13 protein-coding genes and 1 rRNA gene are annotated in these 17,409 nt (G+C 63.8%); 4 read left to right on the top strand and 10 right to left on the bottom strand.

Annotation, left to right across the window (positions count from 1 at the left end):
• The 3 genes from GEV37_RS14955 to ilvC form a co-directional block, all read right to left on the bottom strand.
• Nucleotides 1-369, bottom strand: a 16S ribosomal RNA gene (locus GEV37_RS14955); the annotation flags it as partial.
• A 491-nt stretch (nucleotides 370-860) separates the two neighbouring features.
• Nucleotides 861-1,736, bottom strand: coding sequence for a CDP-diacylglycerol--serine O-phosphatidyltransferase (gene pssA / locus GEV37_RS14960; RefSeq protein ID WP_227391076.1), 876 nt, complete (start codon nucleotides 1,734-1,736; stop codon nucleotides 861-863).
• Between the two features lie 149 nt (nucleotides 1,737-1,885).
• A complete protein-coding gene (gene ilvC / locus GEV37_RS14965) occupies nucleotides 1,886-2,902 on the bottom strand; it encodes a ketol-acid reductoisomerase (protein ID WP_227391077.1) in 1,017 nt (338 codons plus the stop codon).
• A gap of 184 nt (nucleotides 2,903-3,086) precedes the next feature.
• On the opposite strand from ilvC, the gene ilvY reads away from it, so the two are divergent.
• Complete coding sequence (ilvY, locus tag GEV37_RS14970; protein ID WP_227391078.1) at nucleotides 3,087-3,974, top strand: HTH-type transcriptional activator IlvY; 888 nt, start codon at nucleotides 3,087-3,089, stop codon at nucleotides 3,972-3,974.
• Nucleotides 3,975-4,040: 66 nt separating this feature from the next.
• Here ilvY and ilvN read toward each other — a convergent pair whose 3' ends face one another.
• The 5 genes from ilvN to rluD all read right to left on the bottom strand — a co-directional run bounded on the left by ilvN (nucleotide 4,041) and on the right by rluD (nucleotide 11,184).
• Nucleotides 4,041-4,532, bottom strand: a complete 492-nt coding sequence (ilvN, locus tag GEV37_RS14975; RefSeq protein WP_227391079.1) for an acetolactate synthase small subunit — start codon at nucleotides 4,530-4,532, stop codon at nucleotides 4,041-4,043.
• On the bottom strand, nucleotides 4,532-6,256 hold the full coding sequence (locus tag GEV37_RS14980; RefSeq protein ID WP_227391080.1) for an acetolactate synthase 3 large subunit: 1,725 nt from the start codon (nucleotides 6,254-6,256) through the stop codon (nucleotides 4,532-4,534). Before GEV37_RS14980 ends, ilvN begins: the two co-directional genes overlap by 1 nt.
• A gap of 475 nt (nucleotides 6,257-6,731) precedes the next feature.
• On the bottom strand, nucleotides 6,732-9,320 hold the full coding sequence (gene clpB / locus GEV37_RS14985; RefSeq protein ID WP_227391081.1) for an ATP-dependent chaperone ClpB: 2,589 nt from the start codon (nucleotides 9,318-9,320) through the stop codon (nucleotides 6,732-6,734).
• Nucleotides 9,321-9,460: 140 nt separating this feature from the next.
• On the bottom strand, nucleotides 9,461-10,228 hold the full coding sequence (gene pgeF / locus GEV37_RS14990; RefSeq protein WP_227391082.1) for a peptidoglycan editing factor PgeF: 768 nt from the start codon (nucleotides 10,226-10,228) through the stop codon (nucleotides 9,461-9,463).
• Nucleotides 10,225-11,184 carry a 23S rRNA pseudouridine(1911/1915/1917) synthase RluD gene (rluD, locus tag GEV37_RS14995; RefSeq protein WP_227391083.1) on the bottom strand — a complete coding sequence of 320 codons (960 nt, stop codon included), beginning with the start codon at nucleotides 11,182-11,184 and terminating at the stop codon, nucleotides 10,225-10,227. Before rluD ends, pgeF begins: the two co-directional genes overlap by 4 nt.
• A 162-nt stretch (nucleotides 11,185-11,346) precedes the next feature.
• Between rluD and GEV37_RS15000 the strand changes: the two genes are divergently transcribed.
• Both GEV37_RS15000 and GEV37_RS15005 read left to right on the top strand, forming a co-directional pair.
• Complete coding sequence (locus GEV37_RS15000; RefSeq protein ID WP_227391084.1) at nucleotides 11,347-12,171, top strand: outer membrane protein assembly factor BamD; 825 nt, start codon at nucleotides 11,347-11,349, stop codon at nucleotides 12,169-12,171.
• Between the two features lie 262 nt (nucleotides 12,172-12,433).
• A complete protein-coding gene (locus GEV37_RS15005; RefSeq protein ID WP_227391085.1) occupies nucleotides 12,434-14,116 on the top strand; it encodes a methyl-accepting chemotaxis protein in 1,683 nt (560 codons plus the stop codon).
• A 78-nt stretch (nucleotides 14,117-14,194) separates the two neighbouring features.
• On the opposite strand, the gene GEV37_RS15010 is transcribed toward GEV37_RS15005, so the two are convergent.
• On the bottom strand, nucleotides 14,195-15,826 hold the full coding sequence (locus GEV37_RS15010) for an NAD+ synthase (RefSeq protein ID WP_227391086.1): 1,632 nt from the start codon (nucleotides 15,824-15,826) through the stop codon (nucleotides 14,195-14,197).
• Nucleotides 15,827-15,974: 148 nt separating this feature from the next.
• Between GEV37_RS15010 and GEV37_RS15015 the strand changes: the two genes are divergently transcribed.
• Nucleotides 15,975-16,238 carry a PP0621 family protein gene (locus GEV37_RS15015; protein ID WP_227391087.1) on the top strand — a complete coding sequence of 88 codons (264 nt, stop codon included), beginning with the start codon at nucleotides 15,975-15,977 and terminating at the stop codon, nucleotides 16,236-16,238.
• 1 nt (nucleotide 16,239) lies between these two features.
• On the opposite strand, the gene thiO is transcribed toward GEV37_RS15015, so the two are convergent.
• Nucleotides 16,240-17,343, bottom strand: coding sequence for a glycine oxidase ThiO (gene thiO, locus GEV37_RS15020; RefSeq protein WP_227391088.1), 1,104 nt, complete (start codon nucleotides 17,341-17,343; stop codon nucleotides 16,240-16,242).
• Nucleotides 17,344-17,409: the final 66 nt, after the last annotated feature.

Below are 17,409 nucleotides of genomic sequence, written 5' to 3' on the forward strand. Positions count from 1 at the left end.
CCATTGTCCAATATTCCCCACTGCTGCCTCCCGTAGGAGTTCGGGCCGTGTCTCAGTCCCGATGTGGCTGATCATCCTCTCAGACCAGCTACGGATCGTCGCCTTGGTGGGCCGTTACCCCACCAACTAGCTAATCCGACATAGGCTCATCCGATAGCGGGAGCCGAAGCCCCCTTTCTCCCGTAGGACGTATGCGGTATTAGCCTGGGTTTCCCCAGGTTATCCCCCACTACCGGGCAGATTCCTATGCATTACTCACCCGTCCGCCGCTCGTCAGCGGGAAGCAAGCTTCCCCTGTTACCGCTCGACTTGCATGTGTTAAGCCTGCCGCCAGCGTTCAATCTGAGCCATGATCAAACTCTTCAGTTTAAGATCGATGTGATCCTTGCATGTCGTCCGAAGACAACAAAAGCGGATCAAACTTGGCTCAAGGTTCAAACGAAGTTACTGTGATACTGATTCCACAACGCTACTTGAAAAGTAGCGATAGGAAGAGTATCGCCGTGTTCGTCTGCCTTGATATTTGGTGACTTGTCACCCTCATCGGCAAACGCCCACATGAATTACCTGATCATATTTTTAAAGAGCGATTCGCTGAAGCTCGACATTGGCTCGATGACCGGAGCCGCTTGCCTCAGCGAGGAAGGCGTATTCTACGCATTCCATGGTGTTTGTCAACCGCTGATTTCGCGATGGACGTCAGCCTCGAACATCTCGCTAACCTCCTGACAAACCGAGGGTTTTACCCTTCTTCACCGCTGGAAACGCTGGGCATCCCCGGCAGCGGATGCGTACTTTACGGATTCGCTGCCGGGAGTGCAAGGGCTTTTTCAGAAAAGATCACTCAAGCACCGAAACATTCAAGGCTTGGTCGCTTCGCCGGTACGCTTGGCCTTGCGCATGCCGGCGTAGATGGGGCCGGAGAGCACGTAGGCGCCGAACAGCAATAGCAGCATGACCGAAGGCTCCACAGAGATCATCACGAACCCGAGCACTACCGCGAGCAGCACCACGAAAGGTACCGGCTTCTTGAAATCGAGGTCCTTGAAGCTGTAGTAGCGAATGTTGCTGACCATCAGCACGCCCGCCGCGCCGACCACCACCAGCATCAGCAGCTTGAAGCCGAAGGCATCGGCATCGAAGCTGTGGAAAGTCCAGACACTGGCCGCCACCACCGCGGCTGCCGACGGGCTGGGCAGGCCGATGAACCATTTCTTGTCGGTGCTGCCGATCTGCACGTTGAAGCGCGCCAGGCGCAGCGCGGCGCAGGCGACGTACAGAAAGGCGACGACCCAGCCGGTCTTGCCGATATCCTGCAGAATCCAGGTGAACGCCACCAGCGCCGGCGCCATGCCAAACGAGATCATGTCCGCGAGGCTGTCGTATTCCGCCCCGAAGGCGCTCTGGGTATTGGTCATGCGCGCCACGCGCCCGTCGAGGCCATCGAGCACCATGGCGATGAAGATGGCGACGGCCGCAGCGCTGAACTCACCGTTGATGCCGGCGACCACGGCGAAGAATCCCGAGAAGAGCGCGGAGGTGGTGAACAGGTTGGGCAGCAGATAGATCCCCTTGCGGCGAATCTTCTTGCCATCTTCCACCGCTTCTTCGACGACTTCGGTCTCGCGCAGAAACGCCGTGGCGAGATCCTCGTTGCTGACCGAATCGGTATCGTTGTGAGGATTGTAAGGCGGCGGCGTATGGCCGGGCTCTTGATCGCGCGCATCCTGAGTCATGTTCGTCGTCCCTTGGGTGAAGTCGTGAGTGACAGAGTTTCATTCTACACGCTACCCAGGCCGCGACCATGGCTATCGGCGCGCCAGCATAACGCAAAGCGGGGTGCGATCGACGCACCCCGCTTTTCACTGCCACCCGACCCGGGGGATCAGTTCTTGCTCTTGTCGACCAGCTGGTTGGCGGCGATCCACGGCATCATGCCGCGAAGCTTGGCACCGACCTGCTCGATCTCGTGCTCGGCGTTCAAGCGGCGACGCGCGGTCATCGACGGATAGTTGCTGTTGCCTTCGCTGATGAACATCTTGGCGTACTCGCCGGTCTGGATGCGCTTGAGGGCGTTGCGCATCGCGGCGCGGGATTGGTCGTTGATGACTTCCTGACCGGTCACGTACTCGCCGTACTCCGCATTGTTGGAGATCGAGTAGTTCATGTTGGCGATGCCGCCTTCGTACATGAGATCGACGATCAGCTTGAGTTCGTGCAGACACTCGAAGTAAGCCATTTCCGGCGCATAGCCCGCTTCGGTCAGGGTCTCGAAGCCAGCCTTGACCAGCTCGACGGCGCCGCCGCAGAGTACCGCCTGCTCGCCGAACAGATCGGTTTCGGTCTCGTCCTTGAAAGTGGTCTCGATGATGCCGCTGCGGCCACCGCCGACGCCGGCGGCATAAGAGAGCGCGAGCTCCTTGGCGTTGCCCGAGGCGTCCTGGTGGATCGCGATCAGGTCCGGAATGCCGCCGCCCTTGACGAACTCGGAGCGCACGGTGTGGCCCGGCGCCTTCGGCGCGATCATGATGACGTCGAGATCCTTGCGCGGCTCGATCTGGTTGTAGTGGATGTTGAAACCGTGAGCGAAAGCGAGGGTGGCGCCCTCCTTCAGGTTCGGTTCCACTTCGTTTTCATAGATGGTTTTCTGGTTCTCGTCCGGAGCGAGAATCATCACCACGTCGGCGCTCTTGCACGCTTCCGGCACGCTTGCCACCTTGAGACCCGCGGCTTCCGCCTTGGCGGCGGACGAGGAGCCCTTGCGCAGCGCCACGGTCACGTCGACGCCGGACTCTTTCAGGTTGTTGGCGTGGGCGTGGCCCTGGGAGCCGTAGCCGACGATCGTGACCTTCTTGGCCTGGATCAAGGACAGGTCGCAATCTTTGTCGTAGTAAACGTGCATGGTGCGTCTCCAGAAGTCGTGAACGAGCGGTATCGTTGTAGCGGTGTCAGCGTTGACGGCCACCTGCGCCATCTCGTGTGGCGCTAGGATGCGGCGTTTAAGAAGACTCTACGCCTACCGCTTCGTTGCGTAAAACGCTATATTTGCAAGACACTATTTCACAAAATGAAACGCCGAGACCCGAATGGATTTTCGCCTGCTCAAACATGCGCTGGCCCTGGGCGAGACGCGCCACTTCGGCCGTGCCAGCGAGCTTTGTCATCTCAGCCCCTCGACGCTGAGCCGCTCGATCCGCCAGCTCGAGAGCGAACTCGGCACGCGGCTGTTCGAACGTGACAACCGTCACGTTACCGTGACGCCCCAAGGAGAGACCTTCCTGCGCTACGCCCAGGAAGCCTTGGAGCAGTGGGAGCTACAAAAGCGCACCCTCGCAGCAGATGCCACGGAGCTTCACGGCGAGATCAGCATCTACTGCTCGGTGACCGCCAGCTACAGCTTCCTCTACGAGCTCTTGAGCGACGTGCGCCTGCGCCACCCCGGCATCGAGCTCAAGCTGCACACCGGCGACCCCGCCGAGGCGATGGCCCGAGTGCTCGAGGGCCAGGACGACATGGCGATCACCCCGCGCCCGCGCATTCCCCCCACGGCTCTGACCTTCAAGTCGCTCACCCGCTCGCCGCTTCTGTTCATCGCCCCCACCCAGCCCTACGACTGGCTGCCCGAGGCGCCGGAGAGCTCCACCGCCGAGCAGTGGCGCCGGGTGCCGATGATCCTCTCGGAAGCCGGGCTTTCGCGCGAGTACGCCAACACCTGGTTCAAGGCGATGGGCGTGGCGCCGCGTATCTACGCCCAGGTGGCCGGCCACGAAGCGATCGTCAGCATGGTGGGGCTGGGCTTTGGCGTGGGCGTGGTGCCCAGAATCGTGCTGGAGAACAGCCCGCTCGCCGAGCGCGTGCAGGTGCTTTCGGTGAAACCGGAGCTGCCCCACTACGACGTCGGGCTGTGCGTGCTCAACCGGCGGCTCAAGACGCCGATGATCGATGCGTTCTGGGCCACGGTCAGCGAGCGATGAGCGCTTTTTATGCCGTGCGCGCACAAAAAAGCCGCCCCGAAGGGCGGCCGGTCGCGAGCTTCTGACTTAGAGCGACAGCACCTTGTCGCCGCGGGCGATACCGGAAACCCCGGTGCGCGCCACTTCGAGAATGCCCACCGGCGCCATGGCCTGCAGGAAGGCATCGAGCTTGGCGGCGTCGCCGGTGATCTGCACGGTGTAGAGACTCGGCGTGACGTCGACGATCTGCGCGCGGAAGATGTCCACGGTGCGCTTGACCTCGTCGCGGGCCGCCCCCAGCGCCTTCACCTTGACCAGCATCAGCTCGCGCTCGATGTGGTTACCCTCGGTCAGATCGACCAGCTTGACCACGTCGATCAGCTTGTTGAGATGCTTGGTGATCTGCTCGATCACCCGGTCGTCGCCGATGGTGGTGACCGTCAGGCGTGACAGCGACGGGTCCTCGGTCGGGGCAACGTTGAGGGTTTCGATGTTGTAGTTACGCTGGGAGAACAACCCAACCACCCGTGACAGTGCACCCGGTTCGTTTTCCAGCAGAATCGAGATGATATGACGCATCAGGTACGCTCCGTTTTGGACAGCAGCATGTCACGCATCGCGCCGAGCGGCACTTGCATCGGATAGACGTGCTCGAAGGGATCGACCTTGATGTCGAGAAAGACCAGCTCGTGCTTGTCGGCGAACGCCCGCTCGAGCGCAGGCGCGAGCTCCTCTTTCGTGGTCACGGTGATCGCGGTGAAGCCGTAGGCCTCGATCAGCATGTGAAAGTCCGGCAGGGATTCCATGTAGGAGTGGGCGTGGCGCGACTTGTAGTTCAAGTCCTGCCACTGGCGCACCATGCCGAGCGACTGGTTGTTCAGGTTGACGATCTTCACCCCCACCCCGTACTGCTTACAGGTCGAGAGCTCCTGCATCATCATCTGGAAGCTGCCTTCACCGGTGATGCACACCACGTCGTCGTCGGGGTAGCTCATCTTCACGCCCATGGCCGCCGGGAAGCCGAAGCCCATGGTGCCCAACCCCCCGGAGGTGATCAGCCGGTTGGGCTTGTCGAACTTGTAGTACTGAGCCGCGAACATCTGGTGCTGACCCACGTCCGTGGTGACGAACGCCTCACCCCGGGTCACGCGGCAGACCGCCTCGACCACTTCCTGTGGCTTGAGCGCTTCGCCGGTTTTCGAGGGCTCGTAAAGCTTGCCTTCGCGCTCTCCTCGCCAGCCGTCGATCTTCTCCCACCACTCGGTGAGCGCGCCCGCATTTTCCACCGTGCGCCCCTGCACCAGGCTGATCATCTCGTCGATGACGCTGCCGGCAGGGCCGACGATCGGCACGTCCGCGCGCACGGTCTTGGAGACCGAGCTCGGGTCGACGTCGACGTGGATGATCTTCGCCGTGGGGCAGAACTTCGAGGTGTTGTTGGTCACCCGGTCATCGAAGCGCGCGCCAATGGCAATAATCAGATCCGCGTGATGCATGGCCATGTTGGACTCATAAGAGCCGTGCATGCCGAGCCACCCGAGGCACTGCTTGTCGCTTTGCGGGTAGGCGCCGATGCCCATGAGCGTAGTGGTGATCGGAAAGCCGAGCTTCTTGACCAGATCCGTCAGGCCTTCGCTGGCACAACCGGTCACCACGCCGCCGCCGGTGTAGAACACCGGGCGCTTGGCCTTGAGCATGAGCTCGACGGCCTTCTTGATCTGGCCGGTATGGCCGCGGGTCACTGGGTTGTAGGAGCGCAGCTTGACCTTTTTCGGGTAAACGTACTCGTAGCGCTCGGTCGGGGCGGTCATGTCCTTCGGGATGTCCACCACCACCGGGCCGGGCCGGCCGGTCGAAGCGAGGTAGAAGGCCTTTTTCAGCACTTCCGGAATTTCGCTTGGGTGACGGATCGAGAAGCTGTGCTTCACGATCGGGCGGGTCACGCCGACGATGTCGGTTTCCTGGAAAGCGTCGTCGCCGATCAGGTGGCTCATGACCTGACCACACAGCACCACCATCGGAATCGAATCCATATAGGCGGTGGCAATGCCGGTCACAGCGTTGGTTGCACCAGGCCCGGAGGTGACGAGCACCACGCCGGGCTTGCCGGAGGCGCGCGCATAGCCGTCGGCGGCGTGGGTCGCGGCCTGCTCGTGGCGCACCAGGATGTGCTTGACGTCGTCCTGGCGGAAGAGCGCGTCATAAATATGCAGCGCGGCCCCGCCCGGATACCCATAGATGTACTCAACGCCCTCGTCTTTCAAGAAGCGGGCGATCATGTCTGCGCCGGAAAGCAATTCCACAGTAATTCTCCCCTGGAGGTCTCGAGTGCGATCCGCAGCGTTCTGCGGGGTCGAGTGCGGCGGTATGCCGCTGCCGGCGGTGCCGACACCTGATGCCAAACCCTGGCATACGGCCCGGTTGGGGCCTGCACTCTCATCGGAAAAGGCCAGAAAGCCGCTTCCTTATCGCGGCGGTTCACCGCGTCGGGGCATTGGCCAGGCCAGGCGGTTGACCTGGGCCCGGAAGTCCTTCGGCGGGTAGAGGCAAACAAGGCCTACCCTTCACGCGGGGATGGGGGGTTACCCGTGGATTCCGCGTCCGCAAATCAGGAACCCCTAAGGTTCCATTAACGCCTCGAAGCTGTCAACCACAGGCGCGGGCCTTTGAACAGCGCATCGTGCATAACGATATACCAACGATCAAACAGGCGGGTGCGGGCCGCGCACAAAAAAGCCCGCCGCAAGGCGGCGGGCCTGATCACGCATAGCGGTTCGATCAGTCGAAAACCAGATGATCGTCTTCGGCGCGAATATGCACGGTGTCGCCCGGGGCGTACCTGCCGGCGAGCAGATCCTGAGCCAACGGATTCTCGATGCGGCTCTGGATCGCGCGCTTGAGCGGGCGCGCCCCGAACACCGGGTCGAAGCCGACCACCGCGAGCTGCGCCATCGCCTCGTCGCTGATCGCAAGGCTCAGGCCGTGCTCGGCGAGGCGCGCCTTCAGGCGCTCGAGCTGGATCGAGGCGATCGCCTGGATCTGCTCCTGGCCGAGGGCGTGGAACACCACCACCTCGTCGATGCGATTGATCAGCTCCGGGCGGAAGTGATTGCCGACGACTTCCATCACCGCGCTTCGCATCGTTTCATAGCCCGCGTCGCCTCCGCTTTCGCCGCCCATGCGCTGGATGATGTCCGAGCCCATGTTCGAGGTCATCACGATCACGGTGTTGCGGAAATCCACCGTGCGGCCCTGGCCGTCGGTCAGCCGTCCATCTTCGAGCACCTGCAAGAGGATGTTGAACACATCCGGATGAGCCTTCTCCACCTCGTCGAGCAACAGCACCGAGTAGGGCTTGCGGCGTACGGCTTCGGTCAGGTAGCCGCCCTGCTCGAAGCCGACGTAGCCGGGAGGCGCGCCGATCAGCCGCGCCACGGAGTGCTTCTCCATGAACTCGGACATGTCGATGCGCACCATCGCCTCCTCGGTATCGAAGAGGAAGTTGGCCAGCGACTTGCAAAGCTCGGTCTTGCCCACCCCGGTCGGGCCGAGAAACAGGAACGAGCCGTTGGGCCGGTGGGGGTCGGCAAGCCCGGCCCGGGAGCGGCGCACCGCGTTGGCCACCGCCTCGACCGCCTCGTCCTGGCCGATGACCCGCTCGTGCAGCGCCTCTTCCATGCGCAAGAGCTTGTCGCGCTCGCCTTCGAGCATCTTCGAGACCGGAATGCCGGTCCAGCGCGACACCACTTCGGCGATCTCCTCTTCGGTGACGTTGGAGCGCAAGAGCCGGTGGCTGGCGGTATCCGCCTCGCCCTCGCCGCTCTCGAGAATCTTCTTCTCGAGCTCGGGAATCCGGCCGTACTGGATTTCCGACATGCGGCCGAGATCGCCCTGGCGGCGAGCCTGCTCGAGGTCCGTGCGCGCCTGCTCGAGCTCCGCCTTGAACTGGGCCGCGCCCTGGATGCTGGCCTTCTCGGCCTTCCAGATCTCGTCGAGGTCGGCATACTCGCGCTCGAGATCAAAAATGTGGTCGTTCAACGCCTCGAGACGTTTCTTCGTCGCCTCGTCGGTCTCCTTCTTGAGCGCCTCGCGCTCCATCTTGAGCTGGATCAGGCGCCGATCGAGGCGGTCCATCTCCTCGGGTTTGGAGTCGAGCTCCATGCGAATGCGCGAGGCAGCCTCGTCGATCAGGTCGATGGCTTTATCCGGCAACTGGCGGTCGGTGATGTAGCGGGTCGAGAGTTTGGCCGCCGCGATGATCGCGGAATCTGTGATCGCCACGCCGTGATGCACCTCGTAGCGCTCTTTCAAGCCGCGCAGGATCGCCACGGTGTCCTCTTCCGAGGGCTCGTCGACCAGCACCTTCTGGAAGCGGCGCTCCAGCGCCGCATCCTTTTCGATGTACTGGCGGTACTCATCGAGCGTCGTCGCGCCGACGCAGTGCAACTCACCCCGGGCAAGCGCGGGCTTCAACATGTTGCCCGCATCCATCGCGCCTTCGGCCTTGCCGGCGCCGACCATAGTGTGCAGCTCGTCGATGAACAGGATCACCCGGCCCTCTTCCTGGGAGAGCTCCTTGAGCACCGCCTTCAGGCGCTCTTCGAACTCGCCGCGAAACTTGGCGCCGGCAAGCAAGGAGCCCATGTCCAGCGATAGCACGCGCTTGTCCTTGAGCCCTTCCGGCACTTCGCCGTTGACGATGCGTTGGGCCAGGCCTTCGACGATGGCGGTCTTGCCAACGCCAGGCTCGCCGATCAGCACCGGGTTGTTCTTGGTGCGCCGCTGGAGCACCTGGATGGTGCGGCGAATCTCGTCGTCGCGGCCGATCACCGGATCGAGCTTGCCGTCAAGTGCCCGCTGGGTGAGATCGAGGGTGTACTTGTCGAGCGCCTCGCGCTGATCCTCGGCGTTGGCGTCATCGACGCTCGCGCCACCGCGCAGGCCCTCGATGGCACTTTCGAGTTTTTTACGCTCGAGGCCCGCCTCCTTCAGCGCCTTGGCCGCGCCGCCGCCCGCGTCCAGCGCGGCGAGCAGCACCAGCTCGCTTGCGATGAACTGGTCGCCGCGCTTTTGCGCTTCGCGGTCGGTGAGGTTGAAAAGCTTGATCAGCTCGCGGGAAGGCTGCACGTCGCCGTCGAACTGGCTGACCTTGGGCAGGTCGTCGAGCTGGCGCTTGAGCGCGTCGCGCAGGCGCGAACTCGACCCATGGGCCTTCTCGATCAGCGCCTTGATGCCGGTGTCGCGGGCATCGAGCAACGAGAGCAGCAAGTGGACCGGCTCGAGCTGGTTATGACCCTGGCCGACAGCGAGCGACTGCGCATCGGCGATGGCGGACTGGAGCTTGGCGGTGAATTTATCGAATCGCATGGCGTTCTCCCGGGATGGCCGCGCACTTGGACGCGCGGCGTGCCCCTGACGATGTTCAATTTACCAAGAGGTTTGGCTTGACAAATTAAATGGTGTCAGCCTGACAAGCTTTCAAGAGTCGCCGGGCGGGAAAATGGCGTTCAGGCGGAGCGTTCGGCGAGCCAGATGACGCTCGCCATGCGCCCGGTACGTCCGGAGTCGCGCCGGTAGGAGTAGAAGCGCGATTCGCAGGCGGTGCAGAAGTGTCCGCCGCTGATGTGGTGGATTCCCAGGGCCTCGAGGCGAAAGCGCGCCAGCCGGTAGAGATCCGCCATGTAGTGGTTGAGCCGGTAGGGGCTGTGCTCGAAGGCCTCCGCGCTTTCCGGCTGGGCGCCGACGAAGGCGCCGAACACCTCCGGTCCCACCTCGAACTGGGCGTTGGAGATCGCCGGGCCCAGCCACACCAGGATATCGTCGGCGGCGCAGTTCATTGCCGCTACCGTCGCCTCGAGCACGCCGCTGGCGAGTCCGCGCCAGCCGGCGTGGGCCACCGCCACCTGGGTGCCCTGACGATTGCAGAACAGCACCGGCAGGCAGTCGGCGGTAAGCACCACGCAGGCGTAGTCGGCGGAGCTCACGGTAGAGGCATCCGCCTGCGGGGCGCCTTCCTGGAAGCTTTGCTGTACCCGCGCACTGTGCACCTGATCGAGCCACAGCAGCGGGCGGTCGTCGCCGATCTCCTTTTGCAGCCGTCGGCGGCACAGCGCCACGTGATCCGGATTGTCGCCGACGTGGGCCGCCGGGTTGAAGGCGGCGAAGTCGCCCTGGCTCGGCCCGGTCTCGCGGGTGGTCACGAAGGCCCGCACGCTGCTCGGTGCCGGCCAGTCCGGCACCAGCAGCGTGGGGCGCAGGTCGATGGCATCGCTCATCGCATGGTCTCGCTATCTTCGCGCAGGTAATCCAACAGCATCAGCAGATCATCGGGAAGCTCCGCCTTGAAGGTCATCGCCTCCTCGCTGAGCGGATGGATGAAGCTCAGCTTGCGCGCGTGCAGCGCCTGACGCGGGAACTCGCGCAGAATCTCCTTGAGCGACTCGCCGGCGCCGGGCGGAAGCTTGGGGCGCCCGCCGTAGAGCGGGTCGCCGATCAGCGGGTAGCGGGCATGGGCCATGTGCACACGGATCTGGTGGGTACGCCCGGTCTCGAGCTGACAGCGCACGTGGGTGTGGGCGCGAAAGCGCTCGACCACGCGGTAGTGGGTCACCGCCGGCTTGCCGGAAGCCGTGACCGCCTGACGCTTGCGATCCTTCGGGTGGCGCCCGATCGGCGCGTCCACCGTGGCACCGGACACGGGCCTGCCGATCACCACCGCGTCGTACTGGCGCGAGACGCTGCGCGCCTGGAGCTGCTCGACTAGCCGGGTCTGTGCGGTCAAGGTCTTGGCCACCATCATCAGCCCCGTGGTGTCCTTGTCGAGCCGATGGACGATGCCGGCGCGCGGCACCTCGGCAAGCGCCGGGCAGTGGTACAACAGTGCATTCAGAAGCGTCCCGTCCGGGTTGCCCGCCGCCGGGTGGACCACCAGGCCCGCCGGCTTGTCGAGCACGATCACCGCATCGTCCTCGAAGACGATCTCCAGCGGAATTTCCTGGGCTTCGAAGCGGGTATCCTCCTCCAGTGCCGCCTGGAGGGTGAGCGTCTCGAGCCCGTGGAGCTTGGCCTTGGGTTTGGCCTTGGCGCCATCCACGGTCAGCTCGCCGGTATTGATCCAGGTTTTCAGGCGCTCACGGGAGTAGTCGCTGAACAACTCGGCGGCGGCCTGGTCCAACCGCGCGCCAGCCAAGGTCTCTGGAACCTGGTGCGTGGCTCTAATGATGTGCGACATGCAGAACCTCTTGAAGACACGGGCACCCTGGTGAAACACGGCGATGCCTGCGTTTTGCGCCAAGGTGTTTTATAGTGGGCCGATTGCGACCTATTCTACCATTTCTACTTATGGCCATCTTCGCTTTTCGGTGATTGAGGCTTGTTTGCAACGAGGATGATGATGCGCGTTTTCTCCACCGCCAGCCGCTTCGGCGCCGTAGCCCTTAGTCTTGCCCTGTTGGCAGGTTGTGCCAGCAGCAACAACAACGATGCCGAACAGGAGGACCAAGGCGAGTTCGCTGGCGTTCAGGAGCGCGAACTCTACGAGCTTGCGCGCACCGCCCTGGAGGACAACCGCTATCCGATCGCCATCGAGCGCCTCGAGGCCCTGGACACCCGCTACCCCTTCGGTGCCCACGCGGAACAGGCCCAGCTCGAGCTGATCTACGCCTACTACGAAAACGGTGACTGGGAAGAGGCTCGCGCTGCGGCCAGCCGCTTCATTCGCCTGCAGCCGGATCACCCGCAGGCGGACTACGCCTACTACCTGCGCGGGCTTTCCGCCTGGCAGGCCGGGCGCTTCAGCCTCGAGCGACTGCGCCTGATCGACATCTCCAAGCGCGACCTCGGCGCCTCGCGGGACGCCTACAACGATTTCCGTGAGCTGATCCAGCGCTTCCCGCAAAGCGAGTACGCGCCGGACGCCCAGCAGCGCATCGTCTACCTGCGCGAGCTTCTGGCCCAGCACGAGCTGCACGTGGCGGACTACTACCTGCGCCGCGGCGCCTATCTCGCCGCCGTCGAACGCGGTCGCTGGGTGATCGAGAACTTCCCCGAAGCCAACGCCACCCGCGACGCCCTGGCCACCATGGTCGAAGGCTACCAGGGGCTGGGCATGGACGACCGCGCCGGTGAAGTGCTGGCGGTGCTGCGCGAGAACGCCCCCAACCACGAGCAGCTGCGTGGCGGGCGCTTCGTGCCCAAGCACGGCGGCTCCGAACGCTGACAGTACGTTCCTGTACGTTTCTTCGACGCCTCCGGCATACGCCGGGGGCGTTTTATTATCGATATACTGCCGGGGTCAACATTCAACTCATTGGAATCAATGAATTTGACAAAAGATATCGCGATCAGTACGCAATAAAACGCTACAAATAAAATTTATACAAATTTTATACAATCGTCTAACCTCCTCTCAAAACAGAATAACTCGCGCTCCTTGAACCGCTTCGGTTCATGAGTGTCATCATTGTGATCGAGGGAACGACGTGCCTAGCCAACGGAACTTGAAGATAGCCACCCGCCTGACTATCGCTTTCACCACTCTGCTTTTGTGTCTTGCCGCCCTGACCGCCATCGGCATTTATCAGGTCAACCAGATCAGCCGCGATCTCACCGAGATCAACGACGTGAATGCCGTCAAGCAGCGCTACGCCATCAACTGGCGCGGCAGCGTCCACGACCGCGCTATCGCCCTGCGCGACATCGTGATCACCACCACCGACGAGCGCTATCGCGTTCTCGACGCCGAGATGCAGCGCCTGCAGGGCGACTACCGCGCTGCCGACCAGGCCATGACGGCCATCACCCGCGAGGTGCCCGGACCAGAGCAGGAGGCGCGCTTTCTCGATGACATCGCCGAGCAGCGAACGCTGACGCTGGAACTCACCGAAGCGGTGGTCGCCGCGCGTCTGGCCGGCGACATCGGCGGCGCCCAGGCGCTCTTGATCGAGCGCGCCGGCCCCGCCTACGCCGAGTGGCTTTCGCGCATCAATCGGTTCATCGACCTGCAGGAGCAGCTCAACAATACCGCTACCGCTCACGCCAGAGACGCCGCATCGGGCTTTCAACACTTGATGCTGGGGCTGACGCTGGCCGCGCTGCTGTTGGGCGGCTTCATGGCGTACGGGCTATCGCGCCAGCTGCTGCGCGAGCTGGGTGCGGAGCCCTTCGAGGTGCAGGCGTTCGCAAGCGCCATTGGCGATGGCAATCTGGCCGCCGCCGAGGGCAGAAATCCAGCGAACGCCAAGGGCATCATGGCTTCCCAGCTCGCCATGGCCGAACGGCTGCAGGAGACGGTGCTGAAGGTGCGCGCCAGCGCCGAGGCGGTGGCCAGCAACAGCGAACAGATCGCCGAAGGCAACGGTAACCTCGCCTCGCGCACCGAGCAGCAGTCCAGCGCCCTGGCCCAGACCGCCTCCGCCATGGAACAGCTAAGCGGTACCGTCACTCTGAACGCCGAAAACGCCGAGCGGGCAAGCCACGAGGCGACAAAGGCGAGCGCCACCGCAAGCCATGGCGGCAAGGCGGTGCGCGAGATGACAGCGACCATGAACGAGCTCGACCAGAGCTCACAGGAGATCGCCGGTATCATCTCGACCATCGATGCCATCGCCTTTCAGACCAATATCCTGGCGTTGAACGCCTCGGTAGAAGCGGCGCGCGCCGGCGAACACGGTCGCGGCTTCGCCGTGGTGGCCAGCGAAGTGCGCAACCTCGCCCAGCGCAGCGCCGATGCGGCCCGGGAGATCAGCGAGCTGATCACCAAGAATCTGGAGCGGGTGAAGCATGGCAACGAGCGTGCCGACGTGGCCAGCCGCTCGACGGACGAGATCATCCAGGCCATCGAGCGGGTCAACGTCATCATGAACGAGATCAGCAGCGCCAGCGCCGAGCAAAGCGCCGGCGTGCACGAGATCAACCAGGCGGTATCGGAAATGGACCAGATGACCCAGGACAATGCCCACTTGGTCAACGAGAGCGCCAGCGCCGCCAACACGCTGCGCCACAACGCCCAGCAGCTCATCCAGGCCATGCAGACGTTCAAGCTGCCCGCTTCCAGCGCCATGGCGCCAACTTCCGCCCGCTCACTGGCTGGGGACGATGCCAAAGCGTACGGCCCTCGCGCCGCGATAGCCGGCCCTTCGACGCCCGCCTGGGAAAGCTTCTGAGCCCTGGCAAGACGTGAAAAAGCCAAGCACGGTGCTTGGCTTTTCTTCAGACGAGCGATGTGGTGTCGGGCGGGCGGCTCAGTCGCCGGGCTGCCAGCCGTTGACAATGGGGTAGCGGCGGTCGCGCCCGAACCCGCGCGAGGTGACACGCACGCCCACTGGCGCTTGGCGGCGCTTGTACTCGCAGCGGTCTACCAGTTTCACCACCTGGTAGACGTCCGCCTTCTTGAAGCCCGCGTCGATGATCGCCTCGGCGCTCATGTCGCCTTCGATATAGCGGGCGAGGATCGCGTCGAGCACGTCGTAGCCGGGCAGCGAGTCGCTGTCCTGCTGGCCCGGGGCGAGCTCCGCACTCGGCGGACGTTCGATCACCCGCTCAGGCATCGCCGGCGACTGGGTGTTGCGCCAGCGTGCAAGCTTGTAGACGCCGGTCTTGTAGACGTCCTTGAGGGCGTTGTAGCCGCCGACCATGTCGCCGTAGAGCGTGGCATAGCCCACCGCCATCTCGCTCTTGTTGCCGGTGGTAAGCACCATCAGCCCCTTCTTGTTGGAGATCGCCATGAGCAGCACGCCGCGACAGCGCGACTGCAGGTTCTCCTCGGTGGTATCGCGCTCGGTGCCGGCGAAGCTATCTGCTAGCGTCTCGGTGAAGGCCTCGACCATCGGCGCGATAGGCATGACCTGATACTCGACGCCGAGCATCTCGGCCTGCTGGGCGGCATCTTCTTTCGAGATGTCCGCAGTGTAGTGGTACGGCATCATCACCGCCTGCACCCGCTGCGGGCCGAGGGCGTCCACCGCGATGGCGAGCGAAAGCGCCGAATCGATACCGCCGGAGAGCCCCAGCACCACACCCGAAAAGCCGCTCTTGTTGACGTAGTCGCGAAGCCCGGTGACCAGCGCGCAGTAGAGGCTCTCCTCCTTGGAGGCGACCTCCTCGATCTCGCCGGCCTGTGGCACCCACTCACCGCCGGACTCGACGAAGCGTACCGGCATCAGCCCCGCCTGCCAGTAGGGCGCGAGCACCTTGAGCGCACCGTTTGCATCGACCACGCTCGAGCCGCCGTCGAACACCAGCTCGTCCTGACCGCCGATGGTGTTGACGTAGACGATCGGCCGGTTCACAGCGCGGGCGCGCTGCTCGAACAGCGCCAGGCGCTCGCTGGGCTTCTCCTGATGATAGGGCGAGGCGTTGAGGGTCACCAGCACGTCGGCGCCGGCTTCCTTGGCCGCCGCGATCGGGGCACTCTCCCACAGGTCCTCGCAGATCAGAAGGCCGAGCCGGGCGCCCTTGTGTTCGAACACCAGCGGCTCGCGACCCGGCACGAAGTAGCGCTGCTCGTCGAACACCTGGTAGTTGGGCAGCGCCTGCTTGGCGTACTCCGCCTGCCACTGTCCGTTGTAGAGCACGCCCGCCAGATTGTAACGCTTGCCGTCGCGCACGCCGGGGTAGCCAATGATCACCAGCACGTCGCGAGCGACCTTCTCCGCCATGGTGGCACGGGCGGCTTCCAGGCGCGACTCCACCGAGGCTCTCAACAGGAGATCCTCCGGCGGGTAGCCCGTCAAGAACAGCTCGGGAAAGACCACCACGTCCGCTCGGTGCTCGATGCGCGCCTCGCGCACGGCTTCGATGGCGCGGGCGGCGTTACCGGGGATGTCCCCTACCAGGGGGTCGAGTTGGGCCATTACCAGCGTTAGATCTTGCATGGGCGTTCAAATCTCTTGAGAATCCTGAAACAAGGCATGGGAGGGGCGATTCGAAACGCCTCCTGACAACCGTACCGGGCGGGCCATTGTCCCGCAAGCGCCCGCCGCAGGCAAAGGCCATGCGCCTCCACCCGAGAGTGATAAAAGGATGAATCTGTTGATCATTCGGCTACTGATCTTTGCAGTCCTGTTCTACGCGGGGCTGAAACTCTACAGCCTGTACCGCCAGCACAAACTTTCCCAGCAAAAGCAGCCGCCAGAGCGTGTCGAAGGCAGCGCCATGGTGCGCTGCCGCTGGTGCGACGTGCACGTGCCGGAAAGCGAGGCGCTGCGCTTCGAGGAGAAATGGTTCTGCTCCAGCGCCCACCGCGAGCGCTACATCCAGGAGCAGAAAGACCGCGACCCGTCCTGAGCTACACGGCGGGCCGCTCGGCGCCGGGTGCGAAAGGCGCAGGATCGATCAATGGCGGACGATCGAGCAGCGTATCTACCAGCAGGTGGGTGGACGCCGGTGCCAGCACCAGCCCGTTGCGGTAGTGCCCCGCGTTGATGTAGAGCCGCTGCTGGTTTGGGAGCGCGCCGATGAACGGCACTCCTCCGGGTGAGCCGGGCCGCAACCCCGCCCAGTGGTGCGCCACCGGGTAGCTGGCCAAGGCCGGCACGATCTCCTCGGCGCTCTGCTCGAGCGAGGCGCGGGCGTGCTCGTCGGTGGCCTTGTCGAAGCCCGCTTCCTCGAGAGTGGAGCCCACCAGCAAAAGGCCATCGCCGCGCGGGATGACGTAGCGCCCGCTCTTGAGCACGACGCGCTCGATGAGCCCCTTGGGCGCCTGGTAGGCGATCATCTGCCCCTTCACCGGACGAATCGGCAGGGGGATGCCAAGAGTGGCCAGAAGAGTTGCCGTCCACGCCCCGGCGCACAGCACGATGCGCTCCGCCTGATACTCCCCTTGCGAGGTCTTCACGCCGATCACCTGGCCGTCGCGTTCGACGAACCCTTTAACATCCTGGTGTTCGCTCAGGGTGACGCCGGGCATGGCGGCAAGCCTTGCCCGCAGCGCCTGGCCCAGGCGCGGGTTGCGCACGCTGCCGAGCGTCGGCATCCACAGCGCGCCCTGCTCGCCATCTACGCCGGCGCGCGGCTCCTTCTCGCGCACGAAGGCGCTGCTCACCCGCTCCAGCGGCTTGCCCAGACGCCGTGCCCAGGCAAGGGCCGCGTCGTCGTCCTCGACACTCAGGTACAAGAGCCCCTTCTGACGATACTCCGGGTCGATGCCGGTTTCTTCGAGCAGGCGCAGCGCCAGGGTCGGATAGGCGCCCTCGGACCAGCGAGAGAGTTCGGAAATCGATGTCGGGTAGCGCCATGGGTAGAGCGGCGACACGATGCCGCCACCGGCCCAGGAGGCCTCGCGCCCGCAGGCACCGCGCTCGAGGATGCGTACCCGCTGACCGGCATCCGCCAGCTGCAGCGCGGTCATCATGCCGATCACGCCGCCACCGATGATTAAGAAATCACTCACGATAATCGTCCTTCATTGCCTACACGCCTTTAGGCATCGGCTTACACGTCCCGGGCTCGTCAGCCT

Origin of the sequence: Vreelandella malpeensis (assembly GCF_020622355.1) — a bacterium.
GTDB classification, from domain to species: domain Bacteria; phylum Pseudomonadota; class Gammaproteobacteria; order Pseudomonadales; family Halomonadaceae; genus Vreelandella; species Vreelandella malpeensis.